Source organism: Enterococcus sulfureus ATCC 49903, from assembly GCF_000407605.1.
Classification (GTDB): Bacteria; Bacillota; Bacilli; order Lactobacillales; family Enterococcaceae; genus Enterococcus_G; species Enterococcus_G sulfureus.
Genome location: NZ_ASWO01000006.1, coordinates 14,720 through 31,561 on the forward strand (window position 1 = coordinate 14,720; position 16,842 = coordinate 31,561).

Annotated in this window: 14 protein-coding genes; 5 read left to right on the plus strand and 9 right to left on the minus strand. The window is 39.6% G+C overall.

Annotated elements, in window-relative coordinates:
- Positions 1-10: 10 nt before the first annotated feature.
- The gene (locus I573_RS09685; protein ID WP_016186511.1) at positions 11-1,165 is read right to left on the minus strand and encodes a M20 metallopeptidase family protein; all 1,155 of its coding nucleotides are present in this window, start codon (positions 1,163-1,165) and stop codon (positions 11-13) included.
- Positions 1,166-1,333: 168 nt separating this feature from the next.
- On the opposite strand from I573_RS09685, the gene dapA reads away from it, so the two are divergent.
- From dapA to dapD, 3 genes are read left to right on the plus strand one after another with little or no spacing between them, the layout of a single operon-like run.
- Positions 1,334-2,215 carry a 4-hydroxy-tetrahydrodipicolinate synthase gene (gene dapA, locus I573_RS09690; protein WP_016186512.1) on the plus strand — a complete coding sequence of 294 codons (882 nt, stop codon included), beginning with the start codon at positions 1,334-1,336 and terminating at the stop codon, positions 2,213-2,215.
- 10 nt (positions 2,216-2,225) lie between these two features.
- Positions 2,226-2,984, plus strand: coding sequence for a 4-hydroxy-tetrahydrodipicolinate reductase (gene dapB / locus I573_RS09695; RefSeq protein ID WP_016186513.1), 759 nt, complete (start codon positions 2,226-2,228; stop codon positions 2,982-2,984).
- A gap of 15 nt (positions 2,985-2,999) precedes the next feature.
- Positions 3,000-3,716 (plus strand): 2,3,4,5-tetrahydropyridine-2,6-dicarboxylate N-acetyltransferase, encoded by a 717-nt coding sequence (gene dapD / locus I573_RS09700; protein ID WP_016186514.1) that lies wholly within the window; start codon positions 3,000-3,002, stop codon positions 3,714-3,716.
- Positions 3,717-3,728: 12 nt separating this feature from the next.
- Here dapD and I573_RS09705 read toward each other — a convergent pair whose 3' ends face one another.
- From I573_RS09705 to I573_RS09740, 8 genes are all read right to left on the minus strand, one after another.
- Entirely contained in the window at positions 3,729-4,379 is a 651-nt protein-coding gene (locus tag I573_RS09705) for a DUF1361 domain-containing protein (protein WP_016186515.1), read from the minus strand.
- A 15-nt stretch (positions 4,380-4,394) separates the two neighbouring features.
- The gene (locus I573_RS09710; RefSeq protein WP_016186516.1) at positions 4,395-5,351 is read right to left on the minus strand and encodes a DHH family phosphoesterase; all 957 of its coding nucleotides are present in this window, start codon (positions 5,349-5,351) and stop codon (positions 4,395-4,397) included.
- A gap of 13 nt (positions 5,352-5,364) precedes the next feature.
- Positions 5,365-6,696, minus strand: a complete 1,332-nt coding sequence (locus I573_RS09715) for a DRTGG domain-containing protein (RefSeq protein ID WP_016186517.1) — start codon at positions 6,694-6,696, stop codon at positions 5,365-5,367.
- On the minus strand, positions 6,696-7,382 hold the full coding sequence (locus tag I573_RS09720; protein WP_016186518.1) for a metal-dependent hydrolase: 687 nt from the start codon (positions 7,380-7,382) through the stop codon (positions 6,696-6,698). Before I573_RS09720 ends, I573_RS09715 begins: the two co-directional genes overlap by 1 nt.
- Positions 7,383-7,500: 118 nt before the next feature.
- Positions 7,501-9,180, minus strand: a complete 1,680-nt coding sequence (locus I573_RS09725; RefSeq protein WP_016186519.1) for a ribonuclease J — start codon at positions 9,178-9,180, stop codon at positions 7,501-7,503.
- A 122-nt stretch (positions 9,181-9,302) separates the two neighbouring features.
- Complete coding sequence (locus tag I573_RS09730; RefSeq protein ID WP_016186520.1) at positions 9,303-10,358, minus strand: aspartate-semialdehyde dehydrogenase; 1,056 nt, start codon at positions 10,356-10,358, stop codon at positions 9,303-9,305.
- A gap of 103 nt (positions 10,359-10,461) precedes the next feature.
- Positions 10,462-12,087 carry an alpha-glucosidase gene (locus I573_RS09735; RefSeq protein WP_016186521.1) on the minus strand — a complete coding sequence of 542 codons (1,626 nt, stop codon included), beginning with the start codon at positions 12,085-12,087 and terminating at the stop codon, positions 10,462-10,464.
- Positions 12,080-13,858, minus strand: a complete 1,779-nt coding sequence (locus I573_RS09740) for a glycoside hydrolase family 13 protein (RefSeq protein ID WP_016186522.1) — start codon at positions 13,856-13,858, stop codon at positions 12,080-12,082. The genes I573_RS09735 and I573_RS09740 overlap by 8 nt, the downstream gene beginning before the upstream one ends.
- Positions 13,859-14,119: 261 nt before the next feature.
- Here I573_RS09740 and I573_RS09745 point away from each other — a divergent pair, with 261 nt between their 5' ends.
- Entirely contained in the window at positions 14,120-15,382 is a 1,263-nt protein-coding gene (locus tag I573_RS09745; RefSeq protein WP_016186523.1) for an extracellular solute-binding protein, read from the plus strand.
- A gap of 109 nt (positions 15,383-15,491) precedes the next feature.
- Positions 15,492-16,841, plus strand: coding sequence for a carbohydrate ABC transporter permease (locus I573_RS09750; RefSeq protein WP_016186524.1), 1,350 nt, complete (start codon positions 15,492-15,494; stop codon positions 16,839-16,841).
- Position 16,842: the final 1 nt, after the last annotated feature.

Sequence of the window (16,842 nt, forward strand, 5' to 3'; positions counted from 1 at the left end):
ACTTTGCTCCTTATTCGTTTAAGGCTGCAATCAAGCCTACATAACACTCGATGCCGCCTAATAAATTTTCTTCATTAAAATTTAGTTTATTACTGTGCAAAGGCCATGTATAACCACACGCTTCATTGCGAATCCCTACAAAAAAGAATAGACCTGGGATCTTCGTTTGATACATCGAAAAATCTTCTGCTAACATATACGGTGGTGTTTCACGGTAGGCTTCTTTTGCTACACGTTGTAATGCATGGACCATTTCAGGAGCATTATCTACTACGCGATACATATGATTGAAAATCACCTCACACTCACAACCATAGCCTAGCGCGATTTGCGTGGCAAGTTGGGTAATCCGTGTGGTCATTTGCTCATACACTTCATCGCTAAACGCGCGCATCGTCCCTTCCACTTCGACTTTTCCAGGGATGATATTCATCGCTTCCCCACCTGTGATTTTTCCAAACGTAATCACACCAGCTTCCATTGGACTAATATTGCGTGCTAAAATCGTGTGGATTCCTTGCAAAATAGCTGAAGTCGCTAAAATTGCATCTGCCCCTTGTTGTGGTTGTGCTCCATGTGCACTTTGACCGGTAACGACTAATTTAACTTCTCCATTACGTGCCATCATCGCATGTTCTCGACACGCAATGACTCCTTCTTCAAATTCTGGAAAAACATGTAAGCCTACGATCTGTTCGACACCAAATTCATCTAATACACCTGCATCAATCAGTAATTGTGCTCCACCTGGTCCTTCTTCTGCAGGCTGAAAGATCAAAACGATCGTTCCAACGATCGTTTCTGGATACAAAGTTAGATATTTCGCAAAGCCTAGCATAGTTGCCATATGACCATCATGACCACACGCATGCATTCTTCCTTCTGTTTTTGATGCAAAGGCTACACCCGTTTCTTCAGTGACAGGTAACGCATCGATATCTGTACGAAACGCTAGTGTTTTCCCTGGTTTATCTGAACGAAAAACGGCGACTAATGCGGTATCTAAACGTTGATGGATTTCATTTACCCCCATTTCTTCCAACTGTGCTTTTAAATAATCGCGCGTTTGATATTCGACTAGACCTAATTCAGGAATTTGATGTAAGGTACGACGCCAATTGGTAACGAAAGGGGCTAATTTTTGGATATTTGGACTAATTTTCATCTATTCTCTCCTTAAAACCGAATTTCTCATAGGATTCTCGTTGTTTTTTCGTTTAATCATTGATATTTTCTCATAATACAGGTTATAATTCCAATAATCTATCATTATTTTTGATTTTTTATACAAAAATTGAAAATAACAAAAAAGAGTGGAATAGGATGTGTAGATATGACAATTTTTGAAGGTGCAGCTGTCGCACTGATCACCCCGATGCATGAAGACGGAAGCGTGGATTATAAAAGCTTAGAAAACTTAGTCGAATGGCAGATCCAATCTGGGATCGACGCTATTGTAGCTTGCGGAACCACAGGTGAAGCCTCAACATTAATCGATGAAGAGCATATCGCAGTAATCGAAGCTGTAGTAAAAAAAGCTGCAGGTCGCGTACCTGTAATTGGTGGAACAGGTTCAAATAACACGCAACACGGGATCCACTTATCTAAAGAAGCCCAACGTGTAGGTGCAGATGGATTATTAGTCGTCACTCCTTATTACAATAAAGCCACAAAATCGAGTTTAGTCGCGCATTACAAAGCGATTGCTGAGAGCGTTGAGTTACCGATTTTACTTTACTCTGTACATGCTCGAACTGGAATGAATTTAGATGTGGAAGCGGTCAAGGAATTGAAAAAAATCCCAAATATCGTCGGAATCAAAGAAGCTAGTGGTGATATCTCACAAGTTGTCTCGATCGCACGTGAAGTCGATGAAGATTTCGCACTTTATTCAGGAAATGACGACCAAGTGTTACCATTTTTATCTGTTGGTGGAACAGGTGTCATTTCGACAATCAGCAATATTGCACCGACGCAGACATCTGAAATGGTCCATGCCTATTTAAATGGGGAACTGAACAAAGCAAAAGAAATGCAACTGGCACAAAAACCATTGATCGATGCTTTATTTGCAGAAGTCAATCCGGTTCCAGTAAAAGCCGGTGTTGCTTTGATGGACAACTGTCAGTTGACCTATCGTTTACCACTAGGACCACCTGAAACAGCAACACTTACTAGCCTTAAACAAGAAATGGAAGCTTACGGCATTCTTTAGGAGGACAGATATGTTATCGATTATTTTAAGTGGTGCCAATGGCCGAATGGGTCGTGTGATTCAAGAGATGGTGACACATCACGAAGCTCTTACCATCGTTGCCGGCGTGGATCGCCATACGGGCAAAACTGATTTCCCAATTTACCAAACGCTCAGCGAAGTAAACGAAACGGCCGATGTCGTGATCGATTTTTCACATTATAGCAATGTCGACACCTTGCTTGATGCTAGTGTGGAAAAACAGTTGCCGATCGTCGTCGCGACGACTGGGTTAACAAGTGAACAGTTTCAAGCGATCGATCACGCAGCAACAAAAATTCCGGTTTTTTATTCAGCGAATATGTCCTTAGGGATCAATGCGTTGATTCAAGCACTAAAGACCATTACCCCTATTTTAGAAGCGGATTTTGATATCGAGATTATCGAAAAACATCATAATCAGAAAAAAGATGCACCGAGCGGAACAGCATTACTTCTTGCCGATTCGATCAATGAAACTTGTCGTGAGAAAAAAACCTATATCTATGGTCGTTCAGGTACTGAAAATGAAAATCCTCGTCATGAACTTGGTATTCATGCTGTACGTGGTGGTACGATCCCTGGTGAGCATACGGTTTTATATGCTGGTCTTGACGAATTGATCGAGCTAAAACATACCGCACTATCACGTGATATTTTTGCAAACGGTGCATTGAAAGCCGCACAATTTTTAGCTACACAAGCACCAGGACGCTATTCTATGGAAGAACTTATTGCAACTCAATCTTAAACAAGAGGTGACCTTATGTCAGATTTACAATTTACAGATGCTTATGCATTAGCCAAATTTATTCAACAATCCACAAAGAAAACGCCAGTCAAAGCCTATATTTCAGGAAAATTAGTAGTACAAGATACACCAAAAGAAATTCAATTATTCGGTCAAGATGCCTTTCATTTAGCCATTGGTGATGCGAAAGATATCGATGCTTTCTTGGCACAACATGAAACAGAAATTACCGATTATTATTTAGAAAACGATCGTCGAAATTCAGCTGTCCCTATGCTAGATATCACTAAAGTCGACGCACGAATCGAACCAGGAGCTTTTATTCGTGATCAAGCGATCATTGGGAAAAATGCAGTGATTATGATGGGTGCTGTGATCAACATCGGTGCAGTGATTGGTGAAGAAACCATGATCGACATGGGTGCGATTTTAGGCGCACGTGCTACTGTGGGTAAACGTGCACACATCGGAGCTGGTGCCGTCTTGGCCGGTGTTCTAGAGCCACCTTCAGCAAGTCCTGTTATTGTAGAAGACAATGTTTTAGTCGGCGCGAATGCTGTCGTTTTAGAAGGTGTGCGTATCGGTGAAGGCGCGGTAGTGGCTGCTGGAGCCATCGTGACAGAAGATGTCCCTGCTGGAGCTGTTGTGGCTGGCTCCCCTGCTCGTATCATCAAAATGAAAGATGAAAAAACTGTCGCGAAAACAGAGTTCTTAGATGATCTACGTAAATAAAAAACAGCGAAGTCAATCGACTTCGCTGTTTTTTCGTTGATAAGCAGTCCAATAATATAAAAGTACTTGCAAGCTAGTAAACATCGCAATAAAAAAGAATGCTCGAAGTGACACTAATTCTTGAAAAGTTTTCAATACTTTTAATGGATGAGAAAATAGCGTAACACTATTTAAGCGAATAAAGCGGCCAAGAAAAACTCCAATACTGGTTAAGATAAACATGATCACTAAGTAGCTTTTTTGTTGTGTTCTCGTAAGATCATAACGCAAACTTAGACGTTTCCAAATCCCTCGAATACTTCTAAATCCTAGAGCGACTAAACTAAAAATCCCTCCAACGACTAAAAAGTACATCAGCCAAACTTCAATGGCGTCGGTCATAATCACATGTGAAGTCGGATAAAATTCAATACGACTAAGATGGATTAAATCGGTCAGTAAATACGCATTATTCGGTAAAAAAAGCACATAAAATAAGAATAAGACGAGTTTACTTTTTTTATGTTTGACCCAATTGATCCAAAAGTAGAGTTCAATCGGAACATAACCCAACGCACTATCCAGTAATAAAAAACGAATCGGCAATCGCTGAAGATAAAAATAGGCAACGACAGCAAGATAAACGACCATTACTAAGCGAATGATCCATCTATGTTTCGTCACGTTAGACCATCTCCTCTACTTATTTCCTTGCGCACGATACGTTGTACATGCAGCCAAGATCTCTTGATAAATAGTATCAACTTCGGTTAAATCTTTTGCATTTGCCCCACTTGCTAAAGGATGTCCTCCACCATGATGACGCTTGGCGATTTCATTAATGATTGGACCTTTAGAACGGATTCGTACTCGGTAGTATCCTTCTGGTTGTTCAACAAATAATGCCCAAGCCAATACTTCTTCTACATCACCTGGTAAAGGAACTAAACCAGAAGTTTCGCCATCTTGAACACCAAATTTTGCGAGTAGTTCTTTGGTTAAGATCACTTTTGCAGCACCCGTTTTATCGACTTCTAGATTGGAATAGACAAAACCAGACAACCGTGCCACTTTTAATGGAACTTGTTGTAACGTACGATTTAGTTTGGAAGCATCAAAATCATAACAACGCAATCGACCTGCTGTCATAAAGGTTTGGTCCGTTGTGGCTGGATATAAAAAGCGTCCAGTATCGCCAACGATTCCTGCATATAACAAACGCGCGGCATTATCGGTCATCTTCAAACTTTCATGCGCAAAACAAAATTGTGCAATCATCTCACTACAACTACTCGCTTGATCATTGACCCATATCAAATCACCATATGGCTCGTCATTTGGATGGTGGTCAATTTTAATCAGTTCTTTTCCTAGAGTATAGCGTTCGTCACTGATGCGTGGCGCGTTAGCTGTATCTGTCACGATCACTAACGCTTCTTGATACGTTTCATCTGGGATTTCTTGCATTGTGGCTAGAAAATCTAGATCACCTACTTCTCCGCCAACATGATAGATCGTTTTTTCAGGAAAAGAGGCGCGTAAAATTTCAGCTAAGCCGACTTGTGATCCAATCGCGTCTGGATCTGGTCGCATATGACGATGGATCACGATTGTATCGTACTCCGTAATTTTTTGTAAAATAGCTTCTTGGCTCATAGTTCTTCCTTTCTTATGGTCGTTCCATCACTTGGCAGACGACCATCGCTTTGGCAACAAGCGAATTTTCGATTTCAATTTCCATATCGATTTTTGCCGAACGACGTCCTAAGTCTAAAATTTTAGGACGTAATACAAATTCACTTTCTAGTTGAATCAAGCGGAAATAATGTAGATTGACTTGTTCGATCCAAATATTTTTTCGTTGGTTGGCTTTCATTGTTCGTTTTGCCGCATTGGCAATAATCTCACTGAGTACACCAAATGAAATAGTTCCCATTTCATCGACCATTTGTGGGGTTACGGTAAAGCGAAATTCTGGTTGATCATATCGCTTATTGTCACTATCGATTTCCAAAACTTGGATTTGTCCATTGATTTGATCTGAAATCGTATCTGAAACTTGCGGTTGGCGTTGAATCAATTGCATCGCCTTCATAATGTCTTGTCGTGTCACGATCCCAAGTAACGTGAAATCATCGGCTACGACCGGCATCACTTCTAAGCCGTCCCAAATCATTTGATGGCTAACAGAAGCCACACTCATTTCTTTTTTGACGATGCGTGGTTCTTTCGTCATCAAACGTTCGATCGATTGTTGTGGATTTTTCCCCAAAATATCTTTAGCCGTTACGATACCGACGACACGCATGTTTTTATTGACCACCGGAAAACGAGAATGATGGCCGTCTTGTGAAAGTTGATGGTATTCTTCCACTGTATCATGAATCGATAGATATTGTGTTTTTTCTAATGGCATATAAATATCGCTTACCAATAAAATCTCTTTTTTGATCATTTGATCGCTTAACGCCCGGTTGATCATCGTAGCTACTGTAAACGTATCGTATGTCGTACGCAATACCGGTAATGCATGCTCATCAGCTAAGCGCGCAATTTCTGGCGTCGTATCAAATCCCCCAGTAATCAATACCGCAGCGCCTTGATTTAAAGCCAATTCTTGAGCATTGATGCGATTTCCGACGATCATCAAGGATCCTGGCGTGACGTAGCGTTTCATTGCATCGATCTGCATCGCACCAATAACAAATTTATTTAAATGTTTGTCTAGTCCAGAAATACCACCAATAATGTCGGCTTCTGTAATTTGAACCACTTCTTCAAACGTTAAGCGTTCAATATTTTTCTTTAACTTACGCTCGATCCGAATCGTACCTACACGTTGGATCGTAGAGACCAATCCGATATTTTCTGCATCTTTAATTGCACGATACGCAGTCCCTTCGCTAACCGATAGATCTTTAGCAATTCGGCGAACTGAGATCCGTTCGCCCACAGGCAATCCTTCAATATGCGTTAAAATCAAATCATGTTTGGTCGCCATTAGGACACCTCGATCGTATCACCAATATGCATCACGATTCCATTTTGATCAGATAAGCTTGCAATAAACGCATCCGGATCTTGTTGAATAGCTGGAAATGTATTGTAATGAACTGGTACTACTTTTTTTGCATGTAGGCGTTTAGCTGCACTCAACGCTTCTTTTGGCCCCATTGTAAAATTATCCCCGATCGGTAAAAATGCAATATCGATTTCGTAACGTTCTCCAATCAAAGCCAGATCACTAAAATCGGCTGTATCTCCCGCATGATAAATCGTTTTGCCATCTGCTTGTAAAATAATTCCTGCAGCTTCACCTAAATAAATCAATTGACCCTCTTCTTCGATCCCAGAACTATGTAAAGCCGGTGTTAGCGTAACTCGTCCAAAAGGAAAGTCATATCCTCCACCTAGATTTAAGCCATGTACTTGTTTGATTCCTTTTTTCGCAATATATTTTGTTAATTCCATCATGGCAACTACTGTCGATTGATTTGCTTTCGCTAATTCAACCGTATCGCCTAAATGATCATAATGACCATGTGTCAACAAAATATAGTCTGGATGTAGCATATCGAGTTCAATCTCGACCGCCGGATTCCCGCTAATAAACGGATCAATCAATAAATTTGTATCATCATTTAATTGAACTTCTAAAGCCGAATGTCCAAGATAAGTGATTTTCATAAAAGACGCCTCCATTTTTTACTACAGTTAATTGTCTCGATTATAACAGATAATTAATTTTTCGAACAACAAGATCCATTGCAACGAAAAAGACCGCCTAATCAGGCGATCTTTTTTTCTATTTGCGACGATGACGCCCGCTTGCTTCCATAATAACAGGTAAAATCACTGGTCGACGTTTCGTTTGTTCGAATAAATAACGACTCAATTGATCTCTGATGTCTTGTTTCAATTTACTCCATTCAAACTCTTCGTCGTGTAAATGTTTTTCTACAATCTCTTCGACCATCTCTGCACTTTCGCGAATCAAGTCACGACTAGCTTTGACATAGACAAAACCACGAGAAGTGATTTGAGGTTCGGATACGATTTTCTTTTCGCGTCGGTTGATCGTCACGACAGCGATAAAGATTCCATCTTCTGATAATACTTTGCGGTCGCGTAAAACAATATTTCCAATATCTCCTACACCGATACCATCGATCATGATATTGTCTGAAGGAATCGATCCTGCTAAACGCATCTCATGATGTGCATACTCCAAAATATCTCCTTTAGCTGGTAAGAAGATATGCGATTCTTTGATTCCAACAGCCATAGCGACTTCTTTATGCGCGATCATTTGGCGGTATTCTCCCTGAACTGGGATCAAGTAATCAGGTTTTAATAAATTCAATAACAGTTGCAGATCGCTTGGATTGGCATGGCCCGATACACGGAAATTTTCCGAAATATTTTTTACAGTTGCGCCAGAACGATAAATCATATCTTCTGTTTTGGCCACGATGGTTTCCATGGCGATCGTTGGTGTTGTTGTGATAAACACAAGATCACCTTCTGTAATACGCAACGTGCGATGTGTGCTATTGGCCATTTTTTGCAACGCTTTGATTGGTTCACCCATGCGACCAGTTTCTAGGATCAACAATTGTTCTGGAGCATATTTCTTCATTTCTTTTTGGGTAACAAAAATGTCTTCTTGCGGCACATGCAAACGCCCTAATTTAATCGCGGTACGAATGATCTTCCCAAAATCTTGACCTGTCAAAACGACTTTACGATCTGATTTTGCTGCTGCGTCTAATACTTGTTGCACTCGTTGTAAATTACTTGCGACACAAGCGACGATAATTCGTCCTTCCCAATACTTGATCGTATCATAAACTTCTTCTGCGATTTGTGCTTCTGAAGCCACTTGAGTTGGATTTTCAGCATTACTTGATGTGCTAAGTAACGCCAAGACATGCTCGCGTCCAATTTCAGCCAAGCGAGCAAAATCGGTTTGATACATCGGCAATGCCGCTTGATCGAATTTAAAATCGCCAGTATATACAATCGAACCTTCTTTAGTCTTCAAACTGATCCCGACAGAATCTGGAATCGAGTGAGTTGTCTTAAAGAAACTCACTACCGTACTACCAAAATCAATTTCAGTATGGGCATCGATCACATGAAATTCTTTGAATTTTTTCGTTGATGCTTGACGATGGACATTCAATTTTGCTAATTCAATCGTAAGTTCTGTTCCAAAAACCGGTACTGGTACACGTTCTAGTAAGTAAGGTAACGCCCCAATGGCATCTGCATGTCCATGGGTTAAAAAGACTCCCGCCACACGGTCGCTGTTTTCTTCAAGATACGTAAAGTCTGGAATCACAGTATCGATTCCTAGTAATTCATTTTCTGGATAACGTAATCCACAATCCAGTACAAAAATATCGTTTTCCACTTCGGCGATGTATAGATTTTTCCCGTTCTCACGGACACCACTTAGCGGGATGATTTTGATTTCACTCAAAAAAGTTCACCTCTTCTATCTTTTTATCTACTTCATGTTCAACTTGGTCCCATGAGTCTATCACATCCATTATACAACAAAAAAAAGAAAAGCGCGGTTTTCCCGACACTTTTCTAAAAAATTTAAGGGACACGAACTAAATCCATTTCGTGAAGCGCTTCAGCGATTTGTACACTGTTCGCTGCCGCTCCCTTTAATAAGTTATCTGAAACGACCCAAAGATGAAGGCCGTTTGCTACATCTAGATCTTTTCGAATTCGACCGACAAAGGTTTCTGTTTGATCTGCTGAAAAAATCGCTTGTGGATAAAGTTGTTGACTTGGATCATCTTGTAATACGACACCTGGTGCATTCGTTAGCCATTGGCGAATGTCTGCAACGTCTGCTGGAACATCCGTTTCAATATATACAGACTCTGAGTGTCCTTGAACGACTGGAATGCGTACACAAGTCGCGACAACTTGAATCGTATCGTCTTCCATGATTTTTTTCGTTTCGTTGACCATCTTCATCTCTTCATACGTATAATCGTTATCTGTAAAGACGTCGATTTGGGGTAAAGCGTTAAATGCAATCGGATAATGTTTTTTATCGCCACCACTTGGTAAAATTTCAGTTTGCCATTGGTCGACGGGTTCTTCATTCAAATACGATTGTGCTTGTATTTTTAATTCCTCGATCGCGCGTGCACCAGCACCTGAAACGGCTTGATACGTCGATACAATAATTCGTTTTAACCCTACTTGTTGGCGGATTGGTTCTAGTGCCACCATCATTTGAATCGTTGAGCAATTTGGGTTGGCAATGATTCCTTGATGCGCGCTTAACGCATGCGCATTGACTTCAGGCACGACTAAAGGAACAGTAGGATCCATTCTAAAGAAGCTTGTATTATCGACGACAACAGCGCCATGTTTTACAGCTTCTGGTGCAAATTGTTTTGAAATGCCTCCACCAGCACTAAACAAAGCTAGATCCACACCTGAAAATGACTCCGCGACTAATTCTTGGATCGTTAATTCCTCGCCTCGGAAGGTTCTTGTTTGGCCGGCTGAACGTTTTGATGCCAATAAGATCACTTCTTTGATCGGTAGAGTGGATAACTCTAGCATTTGAATCATTTGTGTTCCTACAGCACCAGTTGCTCCGACAACGGCTACAGTATAACTTTTACTCATATGGACACTCCTTAAGATGAAAACTTTTTAATCATTCTATCACATTTTCTTTTCACATAAGTCAAAAATACGAAAAAAAGCAGAAAGTTTCCTTTCTACTTTTTTAATCGTTTAATTGAATCACATAGCCATCAAATGGTGCAAACTCCATTTCCTGATGCAATTGATCATATTTCGTTTGATTGGTCAAGAGACATCGTCCCGCTTCACAAATTTCAGCTAGTAAGGTAGCGGTTATTTTTTGATCGGTTAAGTTCACACACACAACAAATCGTTGATCATTTGCTTTTCGGAGATAGACGAACAACGCTTTATCTTCTGGTAGTAAAAAGTTGATTTCGCCGCCTAAAAAAGCAGATTCACGTTTACGTAATGCAATCATTTCACGATAAAACTGCCATAGACTGGTTGGATCACTGGCTTCTTTTTTTTGATTGCGTTCTAGATAATCAGGATTGACCGCTAACCAAGGAGCTACGGTGGAAAATCCACTATATTTTGTCTCATCCCACTGCATCGGGGTACGAGAATGGTCGCGTGAAAAATTTAAGGCTTGTTTTAATGCCTCTTTTTTAGATTCTGTCTTTAGTAAACGGTGATAAAAAGCGATCGTGTCTTGTCCATTGACTTGCTGAATGTCTGTAAATGGATAATTTTCAATTCCTAACTCTTGGCCTTGATAAATAAATGGGGTACCACGTAAAAAGAAATACCCCATCGCTAAAGCCTTAGCAGAATGAATTGAACCATCGCCAAAAATCGAGATGCTTCTTGGTAGATCATGATTTTCTAAATACAACGCATTCCATCCGATCGGCTGTAAATCTTCTTGCCAGCGCATCATCACTTGTTTGAAACCAAAGGGATCGACGCGTTCCTCGCCTTTTTTACCTTTTCTAACCATGTGCTCCAATTCAAAGATCATATCTAAATAACCTGTATCATCGGTCCATTCTTTTGCTTTTTGACTACTAACCCCACTGGCTTCACCCACGGTCATACATGAATAGTCATCAAAAATAGTCTTCATTTCTTTCATATAGACATCGATTCCGTCAACATTCATAAACGGTGCCCAAGGATTATCGGTAATTTTGAAAGACCATTTTTCTTTTTGAATATGACTGATCGCATCTAAACGAAACCCATCGATCCCCTTATCTAACCACCAACGAATCATCGCATAAATTTCTTTACGCATCGTTTCATTCTTCCAATTAAGATCCGGTTGTTCTGGAGCGAAAATATGGAAATAGGCTTGCTTGGTTTGTTCTTGGTAAGTCCAAGTCGAGCCACCAAAAAAACTTTGCCAATCATTTGGGGGAGTATCTTTTGTCGCATCGACAAAATGATAAAACTCACGATAAGGATTGTCTTTACTTTTTTGAGCTTCTTGAAACCAGGGATGTTGATCACTTGTATGATTGACGACCAAATCCATGATCAACTTGATTTCATATTCATGGGCTAAGTTGATCAGTTCATCCATATCCTCCATTGTGCCAAAGTCAGGATGAATCGCTCGAAAATCTGAAATGTCATATCCATTGTCCACATTTGGTGAAGCATAGACTGGATTCAGCCAAATAAAATCGATTCCCAATGCTTTTAATTCCGGGATTCTTTGCATAATCCCTCGCAAATCCCCAATGCCATCTTGATTGCTATCTTGAAAACTTCTGGGATAAATTTGATACCCTACTGCTTCTTTAAACCAAGTATTATTCATCTGACGCCTCTTCTTCGACTGTCACGACAAATCCTTTTGGTTCAATCATAATAGTTCCTTCTTTTTCATAAGCTAAGTTTTGCATCAAAATTTCAGTTTGTGAGATCGTTTTAGCTGTTGTTCCACAATTGAAATAGCTTTTGATAATTGTCCCTTGATTGCGACGGATTAGACATAGATGGTCTTCACACGCTTCATCGATTTGCCATACTAGACTTCCCTCAGATAACGTTGGAATATGTGTTTTACGTAGTGCAATCAGTTGTTTGACAAATTCTTTTAGCGCTAAATCTTGTTCTTGCTCATCCCACACCATACATTTACGGCAATCTGGATCCATTTCCCCCGTCATCCCGATTTCATCGCCATAATAGATACAAGGCACGCCAGGTTGGAGATACGTAAAGGCCATGACTTGGCGCATTAAATCTTTGTCTCCCCTCGTTTCCGTTAAAATTCGTGGCGTATCGTGAGAATCAAGGACATTAAATTGCATTTGATTGATTTGACTACGGTAAAGCATCAATTGATCTGTTAATTCAGAGACTAATTTTGTACTATCAATCGTATGTTCGATCATATAATCTTTGATTGAATCGGTATAGGCATAATTCATCACGGCGCTAAATTCATCACCTTGTAACCAACTTTGTGAAGAATGCCAAATCTCACCTAGAATATAAAAATCATCTTTGACTGCTGTGCAAGCTTCACGAAATTTCTTCCAAAATGCATGGTCGACTTCATTGGCTACATCTAAGCGCCACGCATCGATATCAAATTCCTTGATCCAATACGTCGCAATATTTAACAAGTACGCTTGTACTTCTGGATTTGCTGTATTTAATTTCGGCATATGAGGGGTAAACGCAAAGACATCATAAGTTAAATCGCGCGCGTCTTCATCGTGATCACCTGGTGTATAGGTCGCTGGAAATTCATGAATATGGAACCATTTAGCATATTTTGAGTTTGCGCCATTTTCTAGTACATCTTGCCATTGAGGTGAGGTATCACCGATATGATTGAATACCGCATCGAGCATGATTTTGATTCCACGTTCATGACACTTTGCAATCAATTCTTTTAATGTAGCTTCATCACCAAAAGCTGGATCGACTTTTAAATAATCGATTGTATCGTATTTGTGATTAGAGTGCGCTTTGAAAATCGGACACAGATACAGTCCATTGATCCCTAAATCTTCTAAATAATCCAAATGGTCAATAATTCCTTGTAGATCGCCACCAAAGAAATCATCTCGATCTGGATTCTTACTTCCCCAAGGCAACGTTCCATCTGGATCATTCGTGTGATCACCGTTGGCAAAACGCTCTGGAAAAATTTGATACCAAACGGTTTCTTTTACCCATTCAATTGGTTTGACCCGATCGATTTCGTGGAAATACGGCAAGCGAAAATAATTATTTGGCATACTAATAAATGGTTCAGTAGCCGCATATACACCGTGGTCGCCATAGAACGCTTTAATACCTTCCACACCTTCGACTTCAAACCCATAACTTAGACGATGAAATGGTGCTGTTTTTTCAATAAACCAATAATCGTATAAAGAAGTGGATCCGATTTTTTTCATTTCTTCACGTTCGTTATACCAAGCTTCTTTATCTAAAAGATAAGGATCACCACTAATCAAATAAACGTGTTTCATATCCCCTTTAGCAGTTCGCAAGCGAATGTGCATGTGGTCTTTTTTGTAAAGGTAGGCATATTCACTTTCTGGACGATGATAAATCGCAGCTGTATTCATAAACGAGTCTCCATTCTATTTCAGTAAGTTTTGGCTAAATTATGCCATAGCTTTTGTTTTTTTTCAACAAATAACAGCAATCGGTTGCGTATATTTTAAAATTTATAAGCATTAAAAAAGCCCAATAAATAGAAATAAAATAAATAATTCTAGTTCTAAAGAAAAATATCGCTGTTTTTTTATCGAATTCGTCTTGACTATTTTCGCAAACGGTTGCATAATATGTGTGTAAACAAAAAACAAGTTTTGGAGGCAGAGAAAATGAAGACAAATTGGAAAAAGTACTTGACTACGGGTGTAATATTAAGCGCTTCCGCATTATTGCTTGCTGCGTGCGGGGATTCATCTTCTGACAAAAAAGATACCGCTTCTTCAGATAAAGGATCAACAGCTAAACCTGAAGGCGATATCAAATTATGGGTAGATACAGAACAAGTCGACATGTTCAAAGGAATTGTTGCTGATTTTGAAAAAGAATATCCTGATGTCAAAGTGGAAATCGCAGCTGGATCATCTGCAGATGCAAAACAAGATGTATCAAAAGATCCAGGCGCTGCAGCTGATGTCTTTATGATGCCTCATGACCAAATCGGCCAAATGGCGGATGCAGGATTACTTTATCCATTTACTGAAACTAAATTTGCTGAAAACGTCAAAAAAGATAACGTCGACTCAGCTGTTGAAGGGGCCACTTGGAAAGAAGAATTATATGGCTTCCCTTATGGTGTCGAATCTCAAGTTCTATACTACAATAAAGCAAAACTTTCAGAAGCTGATGTCAAAACATGGAGTGAGATGACTGCTAAAGGAAAAATCGGTACAAACTTCGGTGATGCCGGTGCCAACTATATCTTCTCTCCACTATTTATGAGTAACGGTGATGTCTTATATGGAAAAACTGGTGAAGATGTTAAAGGAACTGACTTTAATAATGAAAACGGTGTCGAAGTCTTAAAATGGATCGCGGCGCAAAAAAATAACCCTGGTGTGGTACAGTCTTCAGCAGAAGCACTTTCAAACTTAGAATCTGGTGTAACAGATGCGTTCTTATCTGGTCCTTGGTCTAAGAATGACGTGGAAAAAGCATTAGGTGAAAACATGGCAGTGGCTGCTTATCCAAAAGTTGATTTTGGCAGTGGTGAAAAACAAATGAAAGCATTCTTAGGTGTAAAATTATTTGCAGTCAACCAACAAACAAAATCTCCTGTTGCTGCATTGACACTAGCAGATTACCTTTCAAACGAAACGTCTCAAATGAAAGAATTTGAAGGATTCGGAATTGTCCCTTCTAATAAAACATTACAAACTGACTCAAAAGTCGCTTCTGATGCGGTAACGGCTGCGGTAATCGAAATGTCAGATAGCGAACATTCTGTCGTTATGCCAAAACTTCCAGAAATGAATACCTTCTGGCCAGCAATGGATGCATTGATCAACGATACGTACAAAGGATCAATCAAAGAAGACCAATATATGAATAAATTAGACAAACTTGTGTCTGATATTTCAAAAACGACTGAATAAATCAAGAGTTGACGCAAGTATTCCCCTTGCGTCAATCTTTTTTTCAAATTTGGATTACTGGCTAACGTAACCCAGTGATCGATATTAAAAGAAAGTGAGTGAAAAGGCGATGTTCAAAAAGAACAGATATGAACAACATGCAACCTTTAAAGAGGTATTTGCAAAAGGCGATTGGCCAACAAAATTATCTTTCTTGATCATGGGTGCGGCAAACTTAGCCAATAAACAATGGTTAAAAGGGTGCTTATTTTTAGTAGCAGAAGTTGGATTTATTTATTGGTTGATTCGTAATGGAATTCACGCTCTAGCGATGCTTGTGACTTTGGGAACGAAAAAACAAGGACTAGTCTATGATGAAGCTTTAGGGATCCGCGTCTTACAAGAAGGCGATAATTCAATGTTACTGCTCTTATTTGGGATTGCGGCCGTTTTAGTCTGTGCAATCATTATTATCTTGTATATCGTCAATTTAAAGAGCACACGCCATTTATACGAGTTAAAACAAGCAGGCGAAGCCATTCCAACAACAAAACAAGATTTAGCCAGCTTATTAAACGAACGTTTCCATATTACACTGATGGCTCTACCATTATTAGGTGTTTTATTCTTTACGATTTTACCATTGCTGTATATGATTTCGATTGCTTTTACAAATTACGATCACAATCACTTGCCACCTAAAAATCTTTTTCATTGGGTCGGCTTACAAAACTTTGGCAATGTCATCACTGGTGATATGGCCTCAACCTTCTTTCCTGTTTTAGGTTGGACGTTGATCTGGGCAGTTTCTGCGACTGCTACCTGTTTCTTTTTCGGAATCATTTTAGCTTTATTGATCAACACTAAAGGTTTGAAGTTTAAAAAAGGATGGCGCACGATTTTCGTTTTAACGATGGCTGTTCCCCAATTCATCTCCCTTTTAATCGTCCGTAATCTATTAAATGGTGCTGGACCAATCAATGCACTGTTATTAAAAATGGGCATTATTGACTCTGCTATCCCCTTTTTAACAGATCCAACGATGGCAAAAATTTCGATTATTTTAGTGAATATGTGGATCGGGATTCCCGCTACAATGCTAGTTGCGACTAGTGTAATTCAAAACTTACCGCAAGACCAAATCGAAGCGGCGCGAATCGACGGAGCAAATAAATTCCAAATTTTCAGAAATATTACGTTCCCACAAATTCTTTTTATCATGACACCTGCTTTGATCCAACAATTTATCGGCAATGTCAATAACTTCAATGTGATTTACTTATTAACTGGCGGCGGACCATCAAATTCTAATTACTACGGAGCCGGGTCAACGGATCTTTTGGTAACGTGGTTATACAATTTGACTGTTAAAACACTCGATTACAACTTAGCTTCTGTTATCGGAATCTTGATCTTTATCCTATCTGCTGTATTTAGTCTAGTCGCATATACACGAACCAATTCATTTAAGGAGGCGTAAA

Bases quoted from the DNA above. Each gene is read 5' to 3' on its own strand.
- I573_RS09735 (WP_016186521.1), bottom strand. From the start codon at position 12,087: ATGAATAATACTTGGTTTAAAGAAGCAGTAGGGTATCAAATTTATCCC.
- dapB (WP_016186513.1), top strand. From the start codon at position 2,226: ATGTTATCGATTATTTTAAGTGGTGCCAATGGCCGAATGGGTCGTGTG.
- I573_RS09730 (WP_016186520.1), bottom strand. From the start codon at position 10,358: ATGAGTAAAAGTTATACTGTAGCCGTTGTCGGAGCAACTGGTGCTGTA.
- I573_RS09715 (WP_016186517.1), bottom strand. From the start codon at position 6,696: ATGGCGACCAAACATGATTTGATTTTAACGCATATTGAAGGATTGCCT.
- I573_RS09685 (WP_016186511.1), bottom strand. From the start codon at position 1,165: ATGAAAATTAGTCCAAATATCCAAAAATTAGCCCCTTTCGTTACCAAT.
- I573_RS09750 (WP_016186524.1), top strand. From the start codon at position 15,492: ATGTTCAAAAAGAACAGATATGAACAACATGCAACCTTTAAAGAGGTA.
- I573_RS09710 (WP_016186516.1), bottom strand. From the start codon at position 5,351: ATGAGCCAAGAAGCTATTTTACAAAAAATTACGGAGTACGATACAATC.
- dapD (WP_016186514.1), top strand. From the start codon at position 3,000: ATGTCAGATTTACAATTTACAGATGCTTATGCATTAGCCAAATTTATT.
- I573_RS09720 (WP_016186518.1), bottom strand. From the start codon at position 7,382: ATGAAAATCACTTATCTTGGACATTCGGCTTTAGAAGTTCAATTAAAT.
- dapA (WP_016186512.1), top strand. From the start codon at position 1,334: ATGACAATTTTTGAAGGTGCAGCTGTCGCACTGATCACCCCGATGCAT.
- I573_RS09740 (WP_016186522.1), bottom strand. From the start codon at position 13,858: ATGAATACAGCTGCGATTTATCATCGTCCAGAAAGTGAATATGCCTAC.
- I573_RS09745 (WP_016186523.1), top strand. From the start codon at position 14,120: ATGAAGACAAATTGGAAAAAGTACTTGACTACGGGTGTAATATTAAGC.